Below are 20,913 nucleotides of genomic sequence, written 5' to 3'. Positions count from 1 at the left end.
TGGTTCAGTCGTCGATCTTGCCCAGGGCACGCAGGATGCGTTCCGGCGTGAAGGGCATTTCCGTCACCTGCGCGCCAAGCGGACGCAGGGCATCGTTGATGGCATTCATGACGGCCGCGGGGGCGCCGGCGGTGCCGGCCTCTCCGGCCCCTTTCGCGCCCAGTTCGCTTTCGCCGGTGGGGGTCTCGACATGGCCGATCTGCATGTCCGGCATCTCGCCCGCCATCGGCACGAGGTAATCCGCCATCGACCCGTTCAGCAGCTGGCCGTCCTCGTCATAGTGGATCTCCTCGTAGAGCGCGCCGCCCAGCCCCTGGACGATGCCGCCCCGGATCTGTTCATCCACAAGCTGCGGGTTGATGACGCGCCCGCAATCCTCGACACACCAGTGTTTCAACAGGGTCACGACGCCGGTGTCTGTGTCCACCTCAAGATAGCTGGCCTGCACACCGTTGGTGAAGGCAAAGGGATAGTCCATCGTGATGAAGTGCCGGGTCTGCACCAGTTCGCGGGGTAGATCCTTGGGCAGGGTGTCGCCCCGGAAATAGACGATGCGGCCCAGTTCCTCGAGCGGCATGCGCTCTTCGCCGCTGTCGGCATCGACCACCTGGCCCGCACGAATGTCCAGCTTGGCCGCATCGGCCTGCAGCATGGACGCCGCCACCTCGAGGATCGAGCCGCGCAATGCGCGCGCCGCCTGCAGCGCCGCCTCGCCGCCAATTCCCGCCCCGCGCGAGGCCCAGGTGCCCCCACCGTAGGGTGTCACCTGCGTGTCGCCGGTGATGATGCGCACCTTGTCCGGGGTCACGCCAACACCTTCGGCCACGACCTGGCTCAGCATCGCCTCGGTGCCCTGGCCCTGTTCCGTCACGCCGGACAGTGCCACGACCGAGCCGTCCGGGTCCATCCGAACGGTGCAACCATCCTGGGCCGAGATCCGCGCCCCGCCGATGCCGTACATGAAGGGCGACGGGTTGGTCAGTTCGATGAAACTGGCGATCCCGATGCCGCGATGCTTGCCCTGCTTGCGCGCCTCTTCCTGGTCGGCACGCAGCGCGTCATAGTCGATCATCTCCATGAGCTTGTTCATCGAAGCGTGGTGCGACAGCCCCTCGAACCGCATTTTGGCGGGCGACGTGACCGGGTAGGCGTCGTCGGCATACATGTTGCGGCGCCGGATCTCGACCGGGTCCATGCCGATGGCGGCCGCAGCCATGTCCACCAGCCCCTCGGTGATCGCCACGGCGATGGGGTGACCCACGGCCCGATACTGGCAGGTCGGCGCCTTGTTCTGAAAGACGACCGTGGTCTGCGCGCGGTAGTTCGCGAAATCGTAGGGTCCGCCGCAGAGGTTCACCACCTGGTTGCCCTCGATGGCCGAGGTCCGCGGATAGACCGAATAGGGGCCGATGCCGGTCCAGTCGTCCACGTCGATGGCCAGGATCTTGCCATCCTCGGCCACGGCGATCCTGGCCTCGATCTCGTGGTCGCGGGCATGGATGTCAGAAGTGAAACTCTCCAGCCGGTCGGCGACGAACTTGACCGGGCGCGCCATGACCCGTGAAATCGCGGCGGTTGCCACCTCGTCGGGGTAGACGTGCACCTTGATCCCGTAGGACCCACCTACGTCACCGCAGATCACGCGCACGCGGCTTTCGGGGATACCCAGGTGCGTTGCCAGCACCGTCTGCATCATGTGCGGCGCCTGCGTGGCGTGGTACGCGGTCATCTGCCCTTCGGCCGGGTTCCAGTCGACAAGGATCGACCGTGGCTCCAGCGTGACACCGGTATGACGCGCGGTGCGAAACCGGGCAGAGACGACCTTGTGCGCATTGGCCAGCGCGGCGTCGACGTCGCCCTCTTCGTGCAGGCGGCGAAAGGCGAGGTTGTCGCCCAGGTCGGGGTGGATCACCGGCGTATCCGCATCCAGCGCCGTCATCGTGTCGGTCACCGCCGGCAGCGGATCATAGTCGACCTCGACCAGCGTTGCGGCCTCTTCGGCCGCGGCGCGTGTCGTGGCAACGACGGCCACCACCGGCTCTCCGACCCAGCAGGCGCGGTCGACGGCCAACGCGTGCTGCGGTGGGGATTTCAGCCCCTTGAGATGCGCCAGCACGCCCACCCAGGGGGTGCAAACCTCGGCCAGGTCGGCGCCGGTAAAGACCCGCAGCACGCCCTTGACCGCCCTGGCCGCCTCGGCGTCGATGCCGATGATCCGGGCGTGGGCCAGCGGCGCGCGGACAAAGGCCACATGCACCATGCGCGGCAGGGTGATGTCGTCGACATAGCGCCCACGCCCCTGCACCAGTTTCTCCGCGTTGGGACGCGGCACCGTCTTGCCGATGTAGGAATTGGGCCGGTCAGGATTTCCGAATGCGATACTCATGCCGCCCCCTTTCCGGCGCGCGCCTGCGCCACACCCTCGACCGCGTCCACGATGGCCTCGTAGCCGGTGCAGCGGCAGTAATTGCCCGACAGATGCTCGCGGATCTCCGCACGCGACGGGACGCCACCCCGCGCCAGAAGATCCTCGACGGCAACGATCATGCCAGGGGTGCAGAACCCGCATTGAAGGGCGTTGCGCGCCACGAAGGCCTGTTGCAGGTCGCGGCTGCTGCCCTGTTCGGTCAGCCCCTCGACCGTCCAGACCTCTGCCCCGTCGGCCTGGGCGGCCAGCATCAGGCAGCCGCGCACGGCCTGACCGTCGACACGCAGGGTGCAGGCACCGCAAACGCCATGTTCGCAAGAGGCATGCGCCCCGGTCAGGCCCAGGGTCTGCCGCAGGAAGTCCACCAGGTGCTGGCCTGCCGGAACGCGCCCCTCGACCGGCTCTCCGTTCACGGTCAGTGCAATGTCCACCTTGTCCGAAAAGACTTTTGTCATGCCTGTTGCTCTCCGATCCGGGCCACGGCCCTGCGCAGCAGAACCCCGGCAAGATGTTTGCGATAAGCCGCGCTGGCCTGCGTGTCCGATGGCGGGTCGAGTGCATCCTTGAGGGCCGCTACGGCCCCATCCATGTCACCTGCGTCCAAAGCCGCCATCGCATCCGTTGCCAGCAGGGGAGTCGGCCCGACGGAAAACACTGCCAACCGGTGTCCCGCTGACCGTTTGACTAGGCACATTCCCGCCAGCGCATAATCGCCGGACCGGCGCGCGACCTCTTCGAGAACCTGCACCTCGCCCGTTTCCGCCTTGGGGATGGTGACGGCGGTCAGGATCTCATCCTCTGCCAGGGCCGTCGTGAACACGTCCTGGAAAAAGTCCTCTGCCGCGATCTCGCGCGTTCCCTCCGGGCCTTCGGCGTGCAGCGTGGCGCCCAGCGCAAGGATGCAGGCGGGGAACTCGGCCGCGGGATCGGCGTGGGCCAAGGCCCCGCCGATGGTGCCCCGGTTGCGGATGGCCGCATGGGCGATGTGATCGACAGCGGCGGACAACAGGGGAGCATGCGCCCGGACCAGCGGATCGGCCCCGACATCCGCATGGCGCGTCAGGGCACCGATGCGCAGCACAGCGCCTTCGTCGGTGACGCCGGCCAGCCCGTCTATGCGCGAGATATCGACCAGCATGTCCCCCTCGGACAGGCGCATGTTCATCGCGGCCACCAGGCTTTGTCCACCCGCCAGGATCCGGCCCATGCCGTCCGACGCGGCCAGCAGGTCAAGCGCGTGCCGCACGTCCCTGGCCCGGGCATATCCGCCCGCCGATGCCTTCATGGCGATCTCCTCCCATCTGGTCCTTGCGTCTCTCCCTGACGCAATTGAGCAGTTGCTCACTTTTGTTGATCGCATGATCTATAAAAAGATGAACAGTTCAAGTAAAAACTGCTAAACGGGGTCACAGAGGCAAAACGATGGACGGTCGGTTGGACAGCGAAAACGCAGAATCCGAGACAGGAACGGCGCGCCGGCGCCTGCCCCCGAAAGAGCGCCGCGCGCAGATCGTGAACGAGGCTGTGCGCTTCTTTGCGGAGGTCGGGCTGGAGGGGAACACGCGCCAGTTGGCCAAGCGGCTGGGCGTCACGCAATCCCTTCTTTTCAACTACTTCGCGACCAAGGACGAGCTGCTGGAAGCGGTCTATGAAAAGGTCTACCTGGATCGTCTGTCCCCGGATTGGCCCGACCGCCTGACAGACCGCACCGTCCCCCTGCGTGCCCGGCTGCTGGCCTTCTACACCGAGTACAGCGGGCTGATCTTCGAGCGGGACTGGATGCGGATCTTCATGTCCTCGGGCCTGGCGGGCGCGGTTCTGAACCGCCGCTACCTGATGCACCTCGGCGATGTGATTCTCCGCCCCGTGCTGGCCGAAACAGAGGCCCTGGCACAAGGTGACACCCGGCCTACGATGGAAGATATCTGGAACCTGCACGGCGGGATCGTCTACATCGGCATCCGCACGCATATCTACGGCATGCCCGGCCCCGACGATCCGGAAACCGTGATCGCGCAATCCATCGACAAGTACCTGCTGTATTTCGGAATCGGGCCAGAGGACTGAGGCGCCGCGTCACCCCTGCGATAGGTCGACCCTGCGTTCGCGCCAGATCACATAGAGGCCGCTGGCGATGATCACGCCCGCACCGTAGAACGCTGCGCGGTCAGGCACCTCGGCCCAGATCAGCCAGCCAAAGGCGGTGGCCCAGACAATCGCGGTGTAGTCCATCGGGGCGACAATCGCGGCCGGGGCCAGGCGAAAGGCCTGTGTCATCATCGTCATGCCCGCCGTGCCGAACAGGGCAATCGCCGCAAAGTACCACAGGTCGCCCGGCTGAACCGGCACCCAGACAAAGGGCACGATGAAAGCGCTCAGAAAGGCGCTGGCCCCGGTCAGGTACAGCAGCATTGTCCAGACGCTTTCCCTTGCATCGACCCAACGCGCGCTGAGCATCAGCAAGGCGTAGAGAAAGGCAGTCAGCACCGGCAACATGGACGCAGGCTGAAACGCCGAGGCCCCGGGGCGGATAACGATCAGCACCCCGACAAACCCGACGCAGACCGCCAACCAGCGCCTGGGCCCGACCCGCTCTTTCAGGAAGGCCGCCGAGATGGCGGTGATGAACAGCGGCGCGACAAAGATCAGCGCCGTGGCCTCTGCCAGGTCGAGATAGATGAAACTGGTGAAGAACAGGAGTGTCGCGCCAATCCAGAGCACGCCCCGCACCAGGTGCGCCGCCGGCCGCCCCGAACGCAAGGCCCCTGCGCCCCCCATCTTCAGGGTCAGCAGAATGGCAAAGGGCAAGGCGATCACGTTGCGCAGGAACAGGATTTGCAGGGGCGAATAGTCCGAAACAAGGAACTTGGCGAGCGCGTCATTGGCGCTGAGACTTGCGACGCCCACGCACATCAGCACGATCCCGGCCGTGGGGTTGCCCTCTGTTCTCGTGACGACGCCCTGCATGAAAACCTCCTCACTTTCCACATTCACCAGTCACGTCACGTCTCCGTCACGCTGGCCCCGGCAGGCTAGGCAAGATCAAGATTTCTGTAAAATATATAGAAAATGACCTACTAATTCGCGCAGCATATCAGAAGGGTGGTGGAATGGACCTTCGGCAAATCAGGCAATTCATCGCGGTCGCCGAGGAATTGCACTTTGGACGGGCCGCGCAACGGCTCAACATGACACAACCGCCACTCAGCATGTCGATACGCGCGCTTGAGGAGTCCCTGGGCGTTCAGCTGTTCAACCGCACGCGCAAGAGCGTGGCCCTGACCCCTGCCGGGACGATCTGGCTGGGCCATGCGCGCCAGGTCCTGGCAGAGGCAGAGCGGCTGCCGGCCATTGCCCGGCGTGCCGCACGGGGAGAATTGGGAGAGCTGCGGCTCGCCTTTGTCAGCATCGCCAGCTACGGCCTGCTGCCGAACCTGGTGCGCCGCTTTCGCGATGCCTTTCCCGACGTTCGGGTCGACCTGCGCGAGGCCACCAGCGACATGCAGTTCGAGGCGCTGGCACACGGCGACATCGACGCGGGCATCATCATCCGGCCCGGCGAGGCCTTCCGGCCCTCGCTGTCCCATCACCCCCTGCCCAGCGAACCTCTGATTGCCGTGGTCCCGGACCGCTGGGCCCCACCGGACGCGATTGCCGCCGGTTCCATCAGCTTCGACCGGATCGCCGATGCACCGCTGATCTTCTTTCCCCGCCATGTGGCACCCGCCTATCACGACGCGGTGGCAGATCACTACGCCGCACACGGGAGAGCGCTGCGGATTCACCAGAAAGCGATCCAGATGCAGACCATCATCGGTCTTGTTGCCGCCGGATTGGGGGTTTCCCTCGTCCCGCGCTCGATGACCGAGATGTCCCGCAAGGGCGCGCATTACCTGAATCTGGAGGGGACCCCGCCCCGAATCGAGGTCTGCATGATCTGGAAAGACGGCCATGATCAGCCTGTGCTCAATTCTTTCCTGAGCCTTCTGGACAGTCCGGATCACTGACGGCCAGCGTCGCCAAATGCCTGCCACAGGGCCAGAAACCAGCCTGTTCAGGGCCGCGACAGGAGCCAAACCAAAGCCGGTTTACAAAAATGATAAAATAATACTTAATAATCTCGTGGCGGTCATGGACCGCACAGAATGGGAGGACATCATGAAACTCAGACAGACCCTTCTTGCGGGGGCGATCGCCTTTGCGCCGGTCACCGCATTCGCCGCTGATCTTACCATTGGCTTTTCGCAGATCGGCTCGGAATCCGGCTGGCGCGCCGCGGAAACAACCGTGACCAAGCAGGAGGCCGCGGACCGCGGCATCAACCTGAAATTCGCGGACGCCCAGCAGAAGCAGGAAAACCAGATCAAGGCGATCCGCAGCTTTGTCGCCCAGGGCGTCGACGCGATCCTGCTGGCCCCCGTGGTCGCCACCGGCTGGGACGAAGTGCTGGAAGAGGCCAAGGACGCGGATATTCCCGTCGTCCTGCTGGACCGCACGGTTGACGCCCCCGACGACCTTTACCTGACCGCCGTGACCTCTGACCTGGTGCACGAAGGCCGCGTTGCCGGTCAATGGCTGGTCGACGAGATGGACGGCGCCGACTGCCGCATCGTCGAGCTGCAGGGCACCACCGGGTCGTCGCCCGCCATCGACCGCAAGACCGGCTTTGAAGAGGCCATCGCCGGACACGACAACCTGGAAATCGTGCGCTCGCAGACCGGCGATTTCACCCGGTCCAAGGGCAAGGTCGTGATGGAAAGCTTTCTCAAGGCCGAGGGCGGCGAGAACATCTGCGCGCTGTATGCCCACAACGACGACATGGCCGTCGGCGCGATCCAGGCGATCAAGGACGCGGGCCTGAACCCGGGTGACGACATCCTGATCGTCGCCATCGACGCGGTTCCGGACGCGCACCTGGCCATTGCCAACGGCGACATGAACGCCACGATCGAGCTGACGCCGAACATGGCCGGCCCCGCACTGGACGCGCTCGAGGCCTACCTGGCTGACGGCACCACGCCGCCGAAGTGGATCCAGACAGAGTCCAAGCTGTTCACTGCCGCCGACGACAACCAGGCGATCTACGAGCAGAAGAAAGACCTGGGCTACTGAGCCATCGGTCACACAGGGCCGGGCGTTCCTGACGTCCGGCCCCTGATTTTCGACCAGGCCGGGACGCGGGCTTGCAATGCCGCTCTTCGCCGACAAGAGTCAGCCATGACACATGACACGGGCCCTGTGCTGCACGCCAAGGGCATTTCCAAGTTTTTCCCCGGCACCATCGCCCTGGACGAGGTGGACCTGCGGCTGGAACCCGGCGAGGTGCACGCCCTGCTGGGCGAGAACGGCGCCGGAAAATCCACCCTCATCAAGTGCCTGACCGGCGCCTACCAGCGCGACGGCGGCAGCATCCACCTGGACGGGCAAGAGGTTTCGCCTCAGTCCACCGCCGACAGCCAGCGGCTGGGCATCGGCACGGTCTACCAGGAGGTGAACCTGTTGCCGAACCTGACGGTGGCCGAAAACCTTTACCTGGGCCGACAGCCGATGCGCTGGGGCCTGATGGCGCGGCGCCGGATGAACGCGATGGCGCGCGAGACACTGGCGGGCTACGGGCTGGACATCGACCCGGCGGAACCGCTGACCGCCTATTCAGTGGCGATCCAGCAGGTTGTCGCCATCGCCCGCGCGGTCGAGATGTCGGGCAAGGTCCTGATCCTCGACGAACCGACCGCCAGCCTTGACCGGGATGAGGTGCAACTGCTGTTTTCGGTGATCCGGCAGTTGCGGGAACGCGGTCTGGCCGTGGTCTTCATCACCCATTTCCTCGACCAGGTCTTTGAGATTTCCGACCGCGCCACGATCCTGCGCAACGGTCGCGTGGTCGGCACGCGGGTGCTGGCGGACGTGTCGCAAAAGGACGTTGTCACGCTGATGCTGGGCCGCCAGTTGGAGGCCCAGGTGCATGAGCGCAAGCCGGCCAAGGCGGGTGACACGCTGATCGAGGTCGACGGTCTTGGCAAACGCGGGATGCTGGAGCCGCTGTCTCTGGCCCTGCGCGAAGGCGAGGTCGTGGGCCTTGCCGGGCTTCTGGGATCTGGCCGCACGGAAACCGCCAACCTGATGTTCGGCGCCGTCCCTGCCGATCAGGGCCAGATGTTGCTGCGTGGCAAGGAAATCTCTGTCTCGACCCCGCGCGAGGCGGTGAAGCACCGCTTTGCCCTCTGCCCCGAGGACCGCAAGACAGAAGGCATCGTCGGCGACCTTTCGGTGCGCGACAACATCATCCTCGCCCGGCAGGCCAGCCAGGGCTGGATGCGCCCGATCCCCCGCGCCGAGGTCAACGCGATCGCCGAGCGGTACGTCAAGGCGCTGGACATCCGGCTGGCCAGCCTCGACATGCCGATCCGGCTGTTGTCCGGTGGCAACCAGCAAAAGGCGCTGCTGGCGCGCTGGCTGGCGACGAACCCGGATTTCCTGATCCTCGATGAACCCACGCGCGGCATCGACGTGGGCGCCCATGCCGAGATCATCGCCCTGATCGAACAGCTGCGCGCGGACGGCATGGCGCTGCTGGTCGCCTCTTCCGAACTGGAGGAACTGGTGGCCTATTCCACGCGCGTCATCGTCCTGCGCGACCGCAAGCAGGTGCGCGAACTGGCAGGCGCCGAGATCACGCCGGAAAACATCGTCCACGCCATTGCCGAGCACGACGCCCCGACCGAGGAGGTCGCCCAATGATCGGCCCCAAGCATTCCACCTTCAAACGCATCCTGCCGCAACTGTTGATCCTCGCCGCGGCGCTGGCGATCAACCTCGTCGTCTTTCCCGATTTCTTCGACATCGACTTTCGCAACGGGCGGCTCTTTGGCAACCTGATCGACGTGCTGAACCGCGCGGCCCCAGTGGCGATCCTTTGTGTCGGCATGACGCTGGTCATTGCCACTCGCGGCATCGACCTGTCTGTGGGCGCGGTCATGGCCATCGCTGGGGCCACCTCGGCGGCGGTGGTGGTCGAGGGGCACGGCTGGGTCACGGCGCTTCTGGCCGGCCTTGGCGCCGGGGCGCTCTGCGGGCTCTGGAACGGTATCCTTGTCGCCGTGCTCAAGATCCAGCCTATTGTTGCCACGCTGGTGCTGATGGTGGCCGGGCGCGGGGTTGCGCAGCTGATCACCGAGGGCAAGATCCTGACCTTCTCGAACGAGGGGCTGATCCACCTTGGCGCTGGCGTTGTCGCCGGTGTGCCAACGCCGATCCTGGTCTGGATGGCCTTGGGCGCGCTGGTGATCTTCGTCGTCCGCCGGACCGCGCTGGGGATGCTGATCGAGGCCATCGGCATCAACGAACGCTCGTCTCGGCTGGCGGGGATCAACAGCCGGGTGCTGTTGATCAGCGTCTACCTCGTCTCGGGCCTTTGTGCCGCGCTGGCAGGGGTGATCGTGGCCGCCGACATCAAGGGCGCCGATGCGAACAACGCCGGGCTCTGGCTGGAACTGGACGCGATCCTTGCGGTCGTGATCGGGGGCAACTCGCTGCTTGGCGGGCGCTTTTCCATCCTCGCCTCGCTGATCGGCGCGCTGATCATCCAGTCGGTCAACTCTGTGATCCTGCTGTCCGGCATGCCGCCCGAGTTCAACCTGGTCATCAAGGCCCTGCTGATCCTGGCGATCCTCGTGATCCAGAGTCCACGCATCAGCACCCTGGTCTACATGTTGCGCGCCTCGGGGCCGCAGCCGCAACCCGACACGGCCCCCTTGCCCAAGACGCAGAAGGAAGAGGCGCAATGATCCGCTCCACCCACCTGCCGCTGCTGGTCACGCTGGCGACCTTCGTGCTGGCCTATGCGCTTTGCGCCTCTGCCTACCCGTCGATGCTGTCGACGCGGGTCGTGGCGAACCTGCTGACCGACAACGCCTTTCTGGGGATTGCCGCGGTCGGCATGACATTCGTCATCCTCTCGGGCGGCATCGACCTGTCGATCGGGTCGGTCATCGCCTTCACCGGGGTTTTCCTGGCCGTCGTGCTGCGCGATACCTCGATGCATCCGCTGCTGGCCTTCGCGCTGGCGCTGATGATCACCACCGCCTTTGGCGCCGCGATGGGCGCGCTGATCCACTACCTTGAAATGCCGCCCTTCATCGTCACCCTTGCGGGCATGTTCCTGGCGCGCGGCGCGGCCTATGTCCTGTCGACCGAGAGCGTGCCGATCACGCATGAATTCTACGATGTCCTGCAGGGGCTCTACTGGAAGGATCCCTCGGGCGGGCGGTTCCGGCTGATCGGCGGGATCATGGTGCTGACCTTCCTCGTCGGCATCCTGGTGGCGCACCGCACGCGGTTCGGACAGAATGTCTACGCCCTTGGCGGCGGCGGTCAGACCGCCAAGCTGATGGGCCTGCCGCTGGCCTCGACCACCATCGGGATCTATGCAATTTCCGGCGGGCTGGCCGGGCTCTCGGGCATCGTCTTTTCGCTCTACACTTCGGCGGGCTATTCGCTGGCCACCGTGGGTGTCGAACTGGACGCCATCGCGGCCGTGGTCATCGGGGGCACCTTGCTGACGGGCGGCTACGGCTATGTCGCGGGCACCTTTTTCGGCATATTGATCATGGGACTGATACAGACCTACATCGTCTTTGACGGGACTTTGTCCAGCTGGTGGACCAAGATCGTCATCGGGGGGCTGCTCTTTGCCTTCATCGTGCTGCAGAAAGGGCTGACTTGGGCGACGCAGGCAAGACGACGAACAACGACTGGCTCCGCCGCTCACTCATGACGCTTGTCCACGGCGGGGCCGACCGCGCGAGCAATCACACGAGCTTCGTGGTCGACCAGCTGGGGCTTGCCATCGTTGCCGGGGAATACCCGCCCGATACGATGATCCCGCTGGACCCGGACCTGTGCGAGATGTTCGGCGTGTCCCGGACCGTGGTCCGCGAGGCCAAGAAAACCCTGATCGCCAAGGGGCTGATCCAGTCCAAGGCCAAGGTCGGCACCCAGGTGCGCCCGGCGGATGGCTGGAACATGTTCGACCAGGACGTGATGCGCTGGCATGCCTCGGTCAAGAACCCGACGCGCTATTACGAGGAACTGTTCGAGATCCGGATGATCTTTGAACCCGCCGCCGCCGCGCAGGCCGCCGGGCGGGTCAACCAGATCGACTGCGACGGTCTCTTTTCGCTCTGCGACGCGCTGGAAAAGGCCGAAAGCCGGGCGGATTTCGCCCTGGCGGACTACGAGTTCCACAAGCAGGTGCTACGCCTCTCGGGAAACCGGTTCTTGCAGTCTCTGGGCGACCTCGTGCAGACCGCGCTTTATTCCCTGTTCATGTCCGAAAGCGTCGCCACCTTTCCCGAGCGGCGCAAGACTGTCGTCGACCGGCACCGCACCGTCGCGGCGGCCATTGCCTCCGGCGCACCAATCGAGGCACAGGAGGCCATGCGCCGGGTCATCAACGACGGCTATCGCAACGCCTTGTCCGACAAGGCGGCGCCCGCGTCGTAGCCCGCGCCCTAGGCCCCGCCCGGCTTGCGGAACAGCCGTGTCTGCTCGAACAACCTGTCCAGACGTTCGTACCTGTCCTTGGTGTTCGGCCAAGCCTCTTCCTGGGTTGCGGAAATCAGCGCCTCCAGCAGCATCAGCGTCGAGACATTGGAGTCCCAGGCCGAGGGGATTTCCACCCAGCAGTTGAAACTATGCGTCGCGATCTCGGCCACCGGGCTGGACCATTGATCGGTGATCAGCACCACCGCGACGCCGCGGTCCCGCGCCAGTTCCGCCAAGCGCAACAGGTTGGACTCGTATCGCCGGATGTCGAACATCAGCAGCGTATCGCCCTTTTCCATGTCCAGCAGGTAATGCGGCCAGGTTGCCGAGGACGACGTCAGGTGGATGACCCGGGGCCGCACCGCCTGCAGGTGGGTAAAGGCGTAATCCGCCAGCGCATGGGTGATCCGCCCGCCGACGATGAACAGCGTATGATCCGTGTCCGCCAGCAGGTGCGCCGCAGCATCGAAGGCCTCGCTTGGCACGTTGCTGAAGGTGGTCTGGATGTTCTGCGTGACCGCCTTGGCAAAGCGGTTCAACAGGTGCGACTCGGGTGCCTCTGTCGCCCAGTTCGCGCGCCGCTCTGTCGGGCCGGAGACCTTGGCCTGCAATTCCTTCAGCAGCGCCTTGTGGAACTGCGGAAATCCCTTGAACCCCAGTTTCTGTACCATCCGCGCGATCGTGGGCGTCGACACCCCGGTCTGCCCCGCAACGATGGTGATCGAGGCAAGCCCCGCCGCCGGGTAGTTTTCCAGAAGGGCATTGGCAAACTTGCGCTCTGACTGCGTCAGGTCCGAATAGTGCTGCCGGATCAATTCCCGGACGGTCGAACTGGGCTGTGTCACGGCTCACTTCCTTGCATCGTCAACGCTGCTTTTTGGGCGAAACCCGTCTCGATGCGTGTCAACCGCATGAATCTGCCCGCCGCCTTGTGAAGAAATATTGACACAACCTGCGTCGATGTGGAAAATTTTTTTCAGAACGGGGAGACGTGAATGTCGGAAAGCGACCACGGCGGCAGCGAAACCGCCGTCAGCGTGATCAATGCCGAAGGCACGGGCGCCGCCCTGCTGCTGTGTGAGCACGCGTCGGCCTATATACCCGGGCGCTACGGCGATCTCGGGCTGCGCCCCGAGTGGCGGCAAAGCCATGCCGCCTGGGACCCGGGGGCGCTGGCGCTGGCACGCATGTTGTCGACGGAGCTTGATTCGCCCCTGGTGGCCGGACGCGTGTCGCGGCTGGTCTATGACATCAACCGCCCGCCAGAGGCCGAGGCCGCAATGCCCGTACGTTCGGAAGTGGTGGAGATCCCCGGCAACGCAAACCTGACGCCGGCGCAAAGGGCAGAACGGGTCGAGACCGTCTATCGCCCCTTCTGCGAGGCCGTCGACAGGCTGCTTGCCGACAGGCCCAGGGCCATCGTCACCGTGCACAGCTTTACCCCGGTCTACCACGGCGAGACCCGCAGCACCGAAATCGGCATCCTGCACGACAGCGACAGCCGGCTGGCCGACGTGATGTTGGCCCAGCCCGCCGAAGACGGCCGGCAGGTCGACCGCAACAAGCCCTACGGCCCCGGGGACGGCGTCACGCATTCGTTGAAACTCCACGGCATCTCGCGCGGATTGCCCAACGTGATGATCGAGGTCCGCAACGACCTGCTGACCACGCTGGAGGACGTGCAGGCCATCGCCATCGAACTGCTGGCAATGCTGCGTCCTGCGCTGGCCGCCATTCCCGCGGAGGTGACGGATGCCTAGGATCATCACCGGGTTCGTGCATGGCGTCGACGCGATGAACCGCTTCATCGGGCGCATCGCCATGTACCTGATCTTTGTGCTGGTGGGCGTGCTGCTGTGGTCCTCGGTGTCAAAGGTGGCCTTCCTGCCCTCGCTCTGGACGCTGGAGACCGCGCAATTCGTCATGGTGGCCTATTACATCCTCGGTGGCCCCTACTCGATCCAGCTGGGCTCGAACGTGCGGATGGACCTGTTCTATGGCGGCTGGTCGGTCAAGACCAAGGCCTGGGTCGACGCCTTCACCGTCTTCTTCCTGATGTTCTACCTCGTCGTCCTGCTCTACGGCGCGCTTGGCTCGCTCGCCTATGCGATGGGCTATTTCGGGATGCAGCCGCTGGAATATTTCGCCGAGTTCTTCGGCGCGCTTTTCACCGGCGGCTTCGAGGCGGCGGGCGAGAAACTTGGCTATCTCGAACGGTCCTCGACCGCATGGCGGCCCTTCCTCTGGCCGGTCAAGCTGGTGCTGGCCTTCGGCATTTTCCTGATGCTGCTGCAAACCCTCGCCGAGTTGTTCCGTGACATCGGCCGCATCCGCGGGGTGGAGATCTGATGTCCTATGAAATGATCGCCATCCTCATGTTCTCGGGCATGATGTTGATGCTGCTGACCGGGCAGCGCGTGTTCGGCGCCATCGGCTTTGTCGGCGCGCTGGCCGGGCTGCTGCTTTGGGGGACAGGGGGCGTCGACGTCCCCTTTGCCGCAGCCATGAAGCTGATGAAATGGTATCCGCTGCTGACGCTGCCGATGTTCATCTTCATGGGCTACGTCCTGTCGGAATCGAAGATCGCAGACGATCTCTACCGGATGTTCCATGTCTGGATGGGGCCCGTGCGCGGCGGCCTGGCCATCGGAACCATCGGGTTGATGGTGCTGATTTCCGCCATGAACGGGCTGAGCGTGGCTGGCATGGCCATCGGGGCGACCATCGCCCTGCCGGAACTGCTGCGCCGGGGCTATGACAAGATCATGGTCACGGGTGTGATCCAGGCGGGCTCGTCGCTGGGCATCCTCGTGCCGCCCTCCGTGGTGCTGGTCCTGTACGCCATGATCGCGCGGCAGCCCGTGGGACAGTTGTGGCTGGCAGGTGTGATCCCCGGCCTGATGATGGCCACGATGTTCATCATCTACATCTACATCCGCTGCCGGGTGCAGCCCGAGCTTGGCCCGCCCCTGCCCGCGGAGGAACGCAATGTCAGCCGGGCCGAGAAACTGCGCCTGCTGCGCGCGGGCATCCTGCCGCTTGTGATCTTTGCCGTGATGATGGTGCCTTTCGTCAAGGGCTGGACCAGCCTGGTCGAAAGCTCTGCCATCGGCGCGATGGCGGCTTTCGTCGCGGCGATCCTGAAGGGCCGCATGACCCGCGAGGTCTTCGAGACCTCGGTGCGCCAGACGCTGGCCATTTCCTGCATGTTCATGTGGATCATCCTGGCCGCCCTGGGCTTTGGCGCGATCTTCGACGGGCTGGGAGCCGTGCGGGCCATCGAGTCGCTGTTCACCGAGCAGCTGGGGCTCAGCCCCTGGATGATCCTGATCCTGATGCAGCTGTCCTTCATCATCATGGGCACCTTCCTGGATGACACCGCCATGCTTGTCATCGTCGCACCGCTGTACGTGCCGCTGGTGGGCGCGCTGGGGTTCGACCTGATCTGGTATGGTGTGCTGTACACGATCACCACGCAGATCGCCTACATGACCCCGCCCTTCGGCTATAACCTCTTCCTGATGCGCGCGATGGCGCCTCCGGAAATCGGCCTCAGGGACATCTACCGCTCGATCATCCCCTTTGCGCTGGTGATGGTTCTGGCCCTGTCGCTGGTCATGATCTTCCCGCAGATCGCGCTTTGGCTGCCGGACCTCGTTTACGGAAAATAACCCCTCAGAAGCCTCGAAAAGAGGACAGATTTTCAACAAGGAGAACGGATATGACGACTTCGAGAAGAAAGTTTCTGAAAACCGCCGGTGTGGGCGTTGCCGCCGCACCCTTGGCCGCTCCGGCCCTGGCGCAGTCCACCATCACCTGGCGGATGCAGACCTACGCGGGCGCCGCGCTTGCGGAACACGTCGTGAAACCGGCCATCGACCGTTTCAACGCCATCGCCGGCGACCGGATGCAGATCGAGCTGTTCTACGCCGACCAACTGGTGCCCACGGGTGAGCTGTTCCGCGCCATGCAGCGGGGCACCATCGACGCAGTGCAATCGGATGACGACTCGATGGCCTCGCCGACAGAGGTAACGGTCTTCGGTGGTTATTTCCCCTTCGCCTCGCGCTATTCGCTCGACGTGCCGGTGCTGTTCAACCAGTACGGCCTGAACGAGATCTGGGCCGAGGAATACGCCAAGGTCGGGGTCAAGCACATCAGCGCGGGCAGCTGGGACCCTTGCCACTTCGCCACCAAGGACCCGATCAACAGCCTGGCCGACCTGCAGGGCAAGCGCGTCTTTACCTTCCCCACCGCGGGCCGCTTCCTCAGCCAGTTCGGCGTCGTGCCCGTCACCCTGCCCTGGGAGGACATCGAGGTCGCCGTGCAGACCGGCGAGCTGGACGGCATCGCATGGTCGGGCATCACCGAGGACTACACGGTGGGTTGGGCTGACGTGACCAACTACTTCCTGACCAACAACATTTCCGGCGCCTGGATCGGGCATTTCTTTGCCAACATGGGCCGCTGGGAAGAGTTGCCCGAGGATCTGAAACTGCTGCTGGCCACCTGCATGGAGCAGTCGCACTACTACCGCCAGTGGTGGTACTGGGGCGGCGAGGCGCGACTGCGCGTCAACGGCGAGAAAATGCAGCTGACCTCGATCCCCGATGCCGAATGGGACACGGTCGAAGAGGCCGCGCGCACCTTCTGGGACGAGATCGCGGCAGAGTCCGAGACCAAGGCCAAGGTCGTCGAGATCTTCAAGCAGTACAACGCGGACATGGCCAAGGCCGGCCGCCCCTACCGTTACGGCTGATCGCCGTCCTCCCCGGGCCGAGCCGGGGACATTGCCAAAGCCCCGGCGCCAACCTGCGCCGGGGTCACCCCTTTGAGAGACAACAAAAGGACTGCCCGATGCCCGGCCCCATGACATTCGATGACCTCAAGGCGCAGGTCTCCTCCGGCGAGGTGGACACCGTCCTGGCCTGCATCGTGGACATGCAGGGCCGCCTGATGGGCAAACGGTTTCACGCCGCCCATTTCGTCAACAGCGCCTGGGAAGAAACCCACTGCTGCAACTACCTGCTGGCGACAGACCTGATGATGGCAACCCCCGAGGGCTATGCCGCCACCTCCTGGGAAAAGGGCTATGGCGACTACGTGATGAAGCCGGACCTGGGCACCCTGCGCCCGATGCCCTGGCTCGAAGGCACGGTCATGGTGCTTTGCGACGTGCTGGACCACCACACACATGAGGACGTGCCGCATTCGCCCCGTGCCATGCTGAAAAAGATGGTCGCCCGCGCCGAAGCGATGGGATTCACCCCGATGATGGCGACGGAACTGGAGTTCTTTCTCTTCGAGAAGAGCTTTGACGAGATCCGCAAATCCGGGTTCCGCGAGCTGGCGACGCTGTCGGGCTACAACGAGGATTACAACATCCAGCTGACCAGCCGCGAAGAGCATGTGATGCGCCCGGTGCGCAACCATCTCTACGCCGCCGGCCTGCCGATCGAGAATTCCAAGGGCGAGGCGGAGACCGGGCAGGAAGAGCTGAACATCAAGTACGCCCCCGCCCTCGACACCGCCGAGTACCACACGATTGCCAAGCACGCGGTCAAGGAGATCGCCCACCAGCAGGGCCACGCCGCCAGCTTCCTGCCGAAATGGCACCAGGACAAGGTCGGCTCGTCCAGCCATGTGCACCAGTCGCTGTGGAAAGATGGCAAGCCCGTCTTCTTTGACGAGGAGGACGCCCTGGGCATGTCGGCACTGATGAAGACCTATGTCGCGGGATTGCTGAAATACGCGCCGGACTACATGGTTTTCCTCGCCCCCTACATCAACAGCTACAAACGCTTCCAAGTCGGCACCTTTGCCCCCACGCGCATCATCTGGTCCATCGACAACCGCACCGCCGGGTTCCGCCTCTGCGGCGACGGGTCCAAGGCGGTGCGCATCGAATGCCGGGTCGGCGGGTCGGACATGAACCCCTATCTGGCGATGGCGGCCATGCTGGCGGCGGGCCTCAAGGGCATCGAAGAGGGGCTGGAACTGGCCCCGGCCTTTTCCGGCGACGCCTACGCGGGCGACGCGCAGGAACTGCCGACCACCCTGCCCGCCGCGCGGGAGGCGCTGATGCAATCCGACCTGCTGCGCGAGGCCTTTGGCGAAGAGGTCGTGGCCCACTACGCCCGCGCGGCAGAGGTGGAAATCGAGGACTTCAACCGCGTCGTGACCGACTACGAGATCGCGCGCGGGTTCGAGCTTGCCTAGGGGCCGACCGGCCCGATCCATAGAGGACAGAATGAGCAATACTTTGAAATGCATCTCCCCCATCGACGGCTCGGTCTTTGCCGAACGCCCCACGCTGTCGCTGGACGAGGCGAAGACCGCCGCCGCCAGGGGCCGTGCCGCGCAGGCGGCCTGGGCCGCCCGCCCCTTGCAGGAACGGGTGGACCTGGTCATGGCCGGTGTCGCCGCCGTGGGCGCAATGAACGACGAGATCGTGCCGGAACTGGCGCATATGATGGGCCGCCCGGTGCGCTTTGGCGGCGAATTCGGCGGCTTCAACGAACGCGCATCCTACATGGCAGGGATCGCGGAAACCGCTCTGGCCCCGATCCAGGTCGGCGAGGACGCGACGTTCAAGCGCTACATCAAGCGCGTGCCGCTGGGTCTGGTGCTGGTCGTGGCGCCCTGGAACTATCCCTACATGACCGCCATCAACACGGTGGCCCCGGCGCTGATCGCGGGCAACACGGTGATGCTGAAACATGCCACGCAGACCCTGCTGGTGGGCGAACGCATGGCCCGGGCCTTCCACGAGGCGGGCGTGCCCGAGGACGTGTTCCAGAACGTCTTTCTGAGCCACGACACGACCTCTGACCTGATCGCCGCCAAGGCATTTGACTTCGTGAACTTCACCGGCTCTGTCGGTGGCGGCAAGGCGATGGAGCGCGCGGCGGCGGGCACCTTCACCGGCATCGGGCTGGAACTGGGCGGCAAGGACCCGGGCTATGTCATGGAGGACGCCGACGTGGATGCGGCCGTCGACACGCTGATCGACGGCGCGATGTTCAATTCCGGCCAGTGCTGCTGCGGGATCGAACGGATCTACGTGCATGAATCGCTCTACGACAGCTTCCTTGAAAAGGCGCTGACCGTGGTCCGGGGCTACAAGCTGGGCAACCCGCTGGAGGCGGAGACGACCATCGGTCCGATGGCCAACGCCCGTTTCGCCGCCGAGGTCCGCGCCCAGATCAGCGAGGCCGTCGAGGCCGGCGCCACCGCCCATATCGACACTTTCCCCGAGGATGACGGCGGCACCTATCTGACGCCGCAGATCCTGACCGATGTGACCCACGACATGCGCGTGATGCGCGACGAGAGCTTTGGCCCCGTGGTGGGCATCATGAAGGTCAAGGACGATGAAGAGGCCATCGCCCTGATGAACGACAGCGATTTCGGCCTGACCGCCTCGCTCTGGACCAATGACCTGGCGCGCGCGGAACGGGTCGGTGACCGGATCGAGACGGGCACCGTTTTCATGAACCGGGCCGACTACCTCGACCCTGGCCTGTGCTGGACCGGCTGCAAGCAGACCGGGCGCGGCGGCGGCCTGTCGATCATCGGCTATCACAACCTCACACGCCCCAAATCCTATCACTTGAAGAAGGTGACGAAATGAGCCTGACCGGAAACTGGTCCTACCCCACCGCCATCAAGTTCGGCGCGGGCCGCATCTCTGAACTTCCGGGTGCCTGCGCGCAGGCGGGCATCTCTCGCCCGCTGCTGGTCACGGATCGCGGACTGGCCGACCTGCCGATCACGTCGCAGACATTGGACGTGCTGGAACAGGCGGGCCTTGGCCGCGCGCTGTTCGCCGATGTGGACCCGAACCCCAACGAAAAGAACCTCGCCGCCGGGGTGAAGGCCTATAACGACGGCGGCCACGACGGCGTGATCGCCTTTGGCGGCGGTTCCGGCCTGGACCTGGGCAAGATGGTCGCCTTCATGGCCGGTCAGACGCGCCCGGTCTGGGATTTCGAGGACATCGGCGACTGGTGGACCCGTGCGGATGCGGATGTGATCGCCCCCATCGTCGCCGTGCCGACCACCGCCGGGACGGGCTCGGAGGTGGGGCGCGCCAGCGTCATCACCAATTCCGACACACATGAAAAGAAGATCATCTTTCACCCCAAGGTTTTGCCGCAGGTCGTGATATGCGACCCGGAACTGACTGTGGGGATGCCGGGCTTTATCACCGCGGGCACCGGCCTTGATGCCTTTGCCCATTGTGTCGAGGCCTATAGCAGCCCGCATTACCACCCGATGAGCCAAGGCATCGCGCTGGAAGGCATGCGGCTGGTCAAGGAGTACCTGCCCCGCGCCTTTGCCAACGGCCAGGACATCGAGGCCCGCGCCCAGATGATGAGCGCCGCCATGATGGGGGCAACCGCCTTTCAGAAGGGCCTTGGCGCGATCCATGCCATGAGCCATCCCATCGGCGCGCATTTCAACACCCACCACGGCACGACCAACGCGGTCTGCATGCCGACGGTGCTGGCCTTCAACGCGGACGCCATCCGCGACCGTTTCGACACGGCGGCGGCCTACCTGGGGATCGACGGCGGCTTTGACGGGTTCCGCGCCTTCGTGCAGGATCTCAACGACAGCCTGAATATCCCGCGCGCCCTGTCCGATCTGGGCGTGACCGCAGAGGCGATCCCGACGCTGGTCAAGGGCGCGATCATCGACCCGTCTTGCGGCGGCAACCCGATCGAACTGACCGAGCAGAACCTGACAGCGCTGTTCAAGGCTGCGCTCTGCCCCCTGTCCCGGCGGGATTTCCGCCGGGGCAACCTTCTGGAATCACGCTGATTTCATGTAAACGTCAAACAAGAGGCCCATAAGGCTCAAATCGTCCCGGGCACACCCTGCCCTTTTTTCGGCAGAGCCCGGGACAGAACCACGACCCGACAGAGGAGAGACCC

Annotated in this window: 19 protein-coding genes; 14 read left to right on the top strand and 5 right to left on the bottom strand. The window is 64.7% G+C overall.

The window, feature by feature from the left end; all coding sequences use genetic code 11:
• Positions 1–4 precede the first annotated feature (4 nt).
• Genes BLQ71_RS14270 through BLQ71_RS14260 form a run of 3 tightly spaced genes read right to left on the bottom strand, consistent with a single transcriptional unit; the run spans position 5 to position 3,713 of the window.
• On the bottom strand, positions 5–2,386 hold the full coding sequence (locus BLQ71_RS14270; protein WP_074622192.1) for a xanthine dehydrogenase family protein molybdopterin-binding subunit: 2,382 nt from the start codon (positions 2,384–2,386) through the stop codon (positions 5–7).
• Positions 2,383–2,883, bottom strand: a complete 501-nt coding sequence (locus tag BLQ71_RS14265; protein ID WP_074622191.1) for a (2Fe-2S)-binding protein — start codon at positions 2,881–2,883, stop codon at positions 2,383–2,385. The genes BLQ71_RS14270 and BLQ71_RS14265 overlap by 4 nt, the downstream gene beginning before the upstream one ends.
• Positions 2,880–3,713, bottom strand: a complete 834-nt coding sequence (locus BLQ71_RS14260) for an FAD binding domain-containing protein (protein WP_074622190.1) — start codon at positions 3,711–3,713, stop codon at positions 2,880–2,882. The genes BLQ71_RS14265 and BLQ71_RS14260 overlap by 4 nt, the downstream gene beginning before the upstream one ends.
• A gap of 137 nt (positions 3,714–3,850) precedes the next feature.
• On the opposite strand from BLQ71_RS14260, the gene BLQ71_RS14255 reads away from it, so the two are divergent.
• On the top strand, positions 3,851–4,495 hold the full coding sequence (locus BLQ71_RS14255) for a TetR/AcrR family transcriptional regulator (protein WP_069210992.1): 645 nt from the start codon (positions 3,851–3,853) through the stop codon (positions 4,493–4,495).
• A gap of 9 nt (positions 4,496–4,504) precedes the next feature.
• Here the strand turns inward: BLQ71_RS14255 and BLQ71_RS14250 are convergent, their stop codons facing one another.
• The gene (locus BLQ71_RS14250) at positions 4,505–5,395 is read right to left on the bottom strand and encodes a DMT family transporter (RefSeq protein ID WP_074622189.1); all 891 of its coding nucleotides are present in this window, start codon (positions 5,393–5,395) and stop codon (positions 4,505–4,507) included.
• 143 nt (positions 5,396–5,538) lie between these two features.
• On the opposite strand from BLQ71_RS14250, the gene BLQ71_RS14245 reads away from it, so the two are divergent.
• The 6 genes from BLQ71_RS14245 to BLQ71_RS14220 all read left to right on the top strand — a co-directional run bounded on the left by BLQ71_RS14245 (position 5,539) and on the right by BLQ71_RS14220 (position 11,932).
• A complete protein-coding gene (locus BLQ71_RS14245) occupies positions 5,539–6,435 on the top strand; it encodes a LysR family transcriptional regulator (protein WP_074622188.1) in 897 nt (298 codons plus the stop codon).
• A gap of 151 nt (positions 6,436–6,586) precedes the next feature.
• On the top strand, positions 6,587–7,540 hold the full coding sequence (gene ytfQ / locus BLQ71_RS14240) for a galactofuranose ABC transporter, galactofuranose-binding protein YtfQ (protein WP_043137606.1): 954 nt from the start codon (positions 6,587–6,589) through the stop codon (positions 7,538–7,540).
• A 105-nt stretch (positions 7,541–7,645) separates the two neighbouring features.
• A complete protein-coding gene (locus BLQ71_RS14235) occupies positions 7,646–9,169 on the top strand; it encodes a sugar ABC transporter ATP-binding protein (protein ID WP_074622187.1) in 1,524 nt (507 codons plus the stop codon).
• The gene (locus BLQ71_RS14230; RefSeq protein ID WP_074622186.1) at positions 9,166–10,215 is read left to right on the top strand and encodes an ABC transporter permease; all 1,050 of its coding nucleotides are present in this window, start codon (positions 9,166–9,168) and stop codon (positions 10,213–10,215) included. The genes BLQ71_RS14235 and BLQ71_RS14230 overlap by 4 nt, the downstream gene beginning before the upstream one ends.
• Entirely contained in the window at positions 10,212–11,204 is a 993-nt protein-coding gene (gene yjfF / locus BLQ71_RS14225; RefSeq protein ID WP_198544008.1) for a galactofuranose ABC transporter, permease protein YjfF, read from the top strand. Before BLQ71_RS14230 ends, yjfF begins: the two co-directional genes overlap by 4 nt.
• Positions 11,201–11,932 carry a FadR/GntR family transcriptional regulator gene (locus BLQ71_RS14220; RefSeq protein WP_074622185.1) on the top strand — a complete coding sequence of 244 codons (732 nt, stop codon included), beginning with the start codon at positions 11,201–11,203 and terminating at the stop codon, positions 11,930–11,932. The genes yjfF and BLQ71_RS14220 overlap by 4 nt, the downstream gene beginning before the upstream one ends.
• A gap of 8 nt (positions 11,933–11,940) precedes the next feature.
• Here BLQ71_RS14220 and BLQ71_RS14215 read toward each other — a convergent pair whose 3' ends face one another.
• Complete coding sequence (locus tag BLQ71_RS14215) at positions 11,941–12,819, bottom strand: MurR/RpiR family transcriptional regulator (protein WP_074622184.1); 879 nt, start codon at positions 12,817–12,819, stop codon at positions 11,941–11,943.
• A gap of 150 nt (positions 12,820–12,969) precedes the next feature.
• Here BLQ71_RS14215 and BLQ71_RS14210 point away from each other — a divergent pair, with 150 nt between their 5' ends.
• From BLQ71_RS14210 to BLQ71_RS14180, 7 genes are all read left to right on the top strand, one after another.
• A complete protein-coding gene (locus tag BLQ71_RS14210) occupies positions 12,970–13,734 on the top strand; it encodes an N-formylglutamate amidohydrolase (RefSeq protein WP_074622183.1) in 765 nt (254 codons plus the stop codon).
• Positions 13,727–14,323: a TRAP transporter small permease subunit gene (locus BLQ71_RS14205; RefSeq protein ID WP_074622182.1), complete on the top strand. Its 597-nt coding sequence runs from the start codon at positions 13,727–13,729 to the stop codon at positions 14,321–14,323. Before BLQ71_RS14210 ends, BLQ71_RS14205 begins: the two co-directional genes overlap by 8 nt.
• A complete protein-coding gene (locus BLQ71_RS14200; RefSeq protein ID WP_074622181.1) occupies positions 14,323–15,645 on the top strand; it encodes a TRAP transporter large permease in 1,323 nt (440 codons plus the stop codon). The genes BLQ71_RS14205 and BLQ71_RS14200 overlap by 1 nt, the downstream gene beginning before the upstream one ends.
• A 50-nt stretch (positions 15,646–15,695) precedes the next feature.
• A complete protein-coding gene (locus BLQ71_RS14195) occupies positions 15,696–16,733 on the top strand; it encodes a TRAP transporter substrate-binding protein (protein ID WP_043137003.1) in 1,038 nt (345 codons plus the stop codon).
• A gap of 98 nt (positions 16,734–16,831) precedes the next feature.
• Positions 16,832–18,193, top strand: a complete 1,362-nt coding sequence (locus BLQ71_RS14190; RefSeq protein WP_074622180.1) for a glutamine synthetase family protein — start codon at positions 16,832–16,834, stop codon at positions 18,191–18,193.
• 31 nt (positions 18,194–18,224) lie between these two features.
• On the top strand, positions 18,225–19,607 hold the full coding sequence (locus BLQ71_RS14185) for an aldehyde dehydrogenase family protein (RefSeq protein ID WP_074622179.1): 1,383 nt from the start codon (positions 18,225–18,227) through the stop codon (positions 19,605–19,607).
• Positions 19,604–20,800, top strand: coding sequence for an iron-containing alcohol dehydrogenase (locus tag BLQ71_RS14180; RefSeq protein WP_074622178.1), 1,197 nt, complete (start codon positions 19,604–19,606; stop codon positions 20,798–20,800). Before BLQ71_RS14185 ends, BLQ71_RS14180 begins: the two co-directional genes overlap by 4 nt.
• Positions 20,801–20,913 lie beyond the last annotated feature (113 nt).

This window comes from Antarctobacter albus (assembly GCF_900101505.1).
Lineage (GTDB): Bacteria > Pseudomonadota > Alphaproteobacteria > Rhodobacterales > Rhodobacteraceae > Antarctobacter > Antarctobacter albus.
This window is presented reverse-complemented; position numbering and strand designations above follow the sequence as displayed.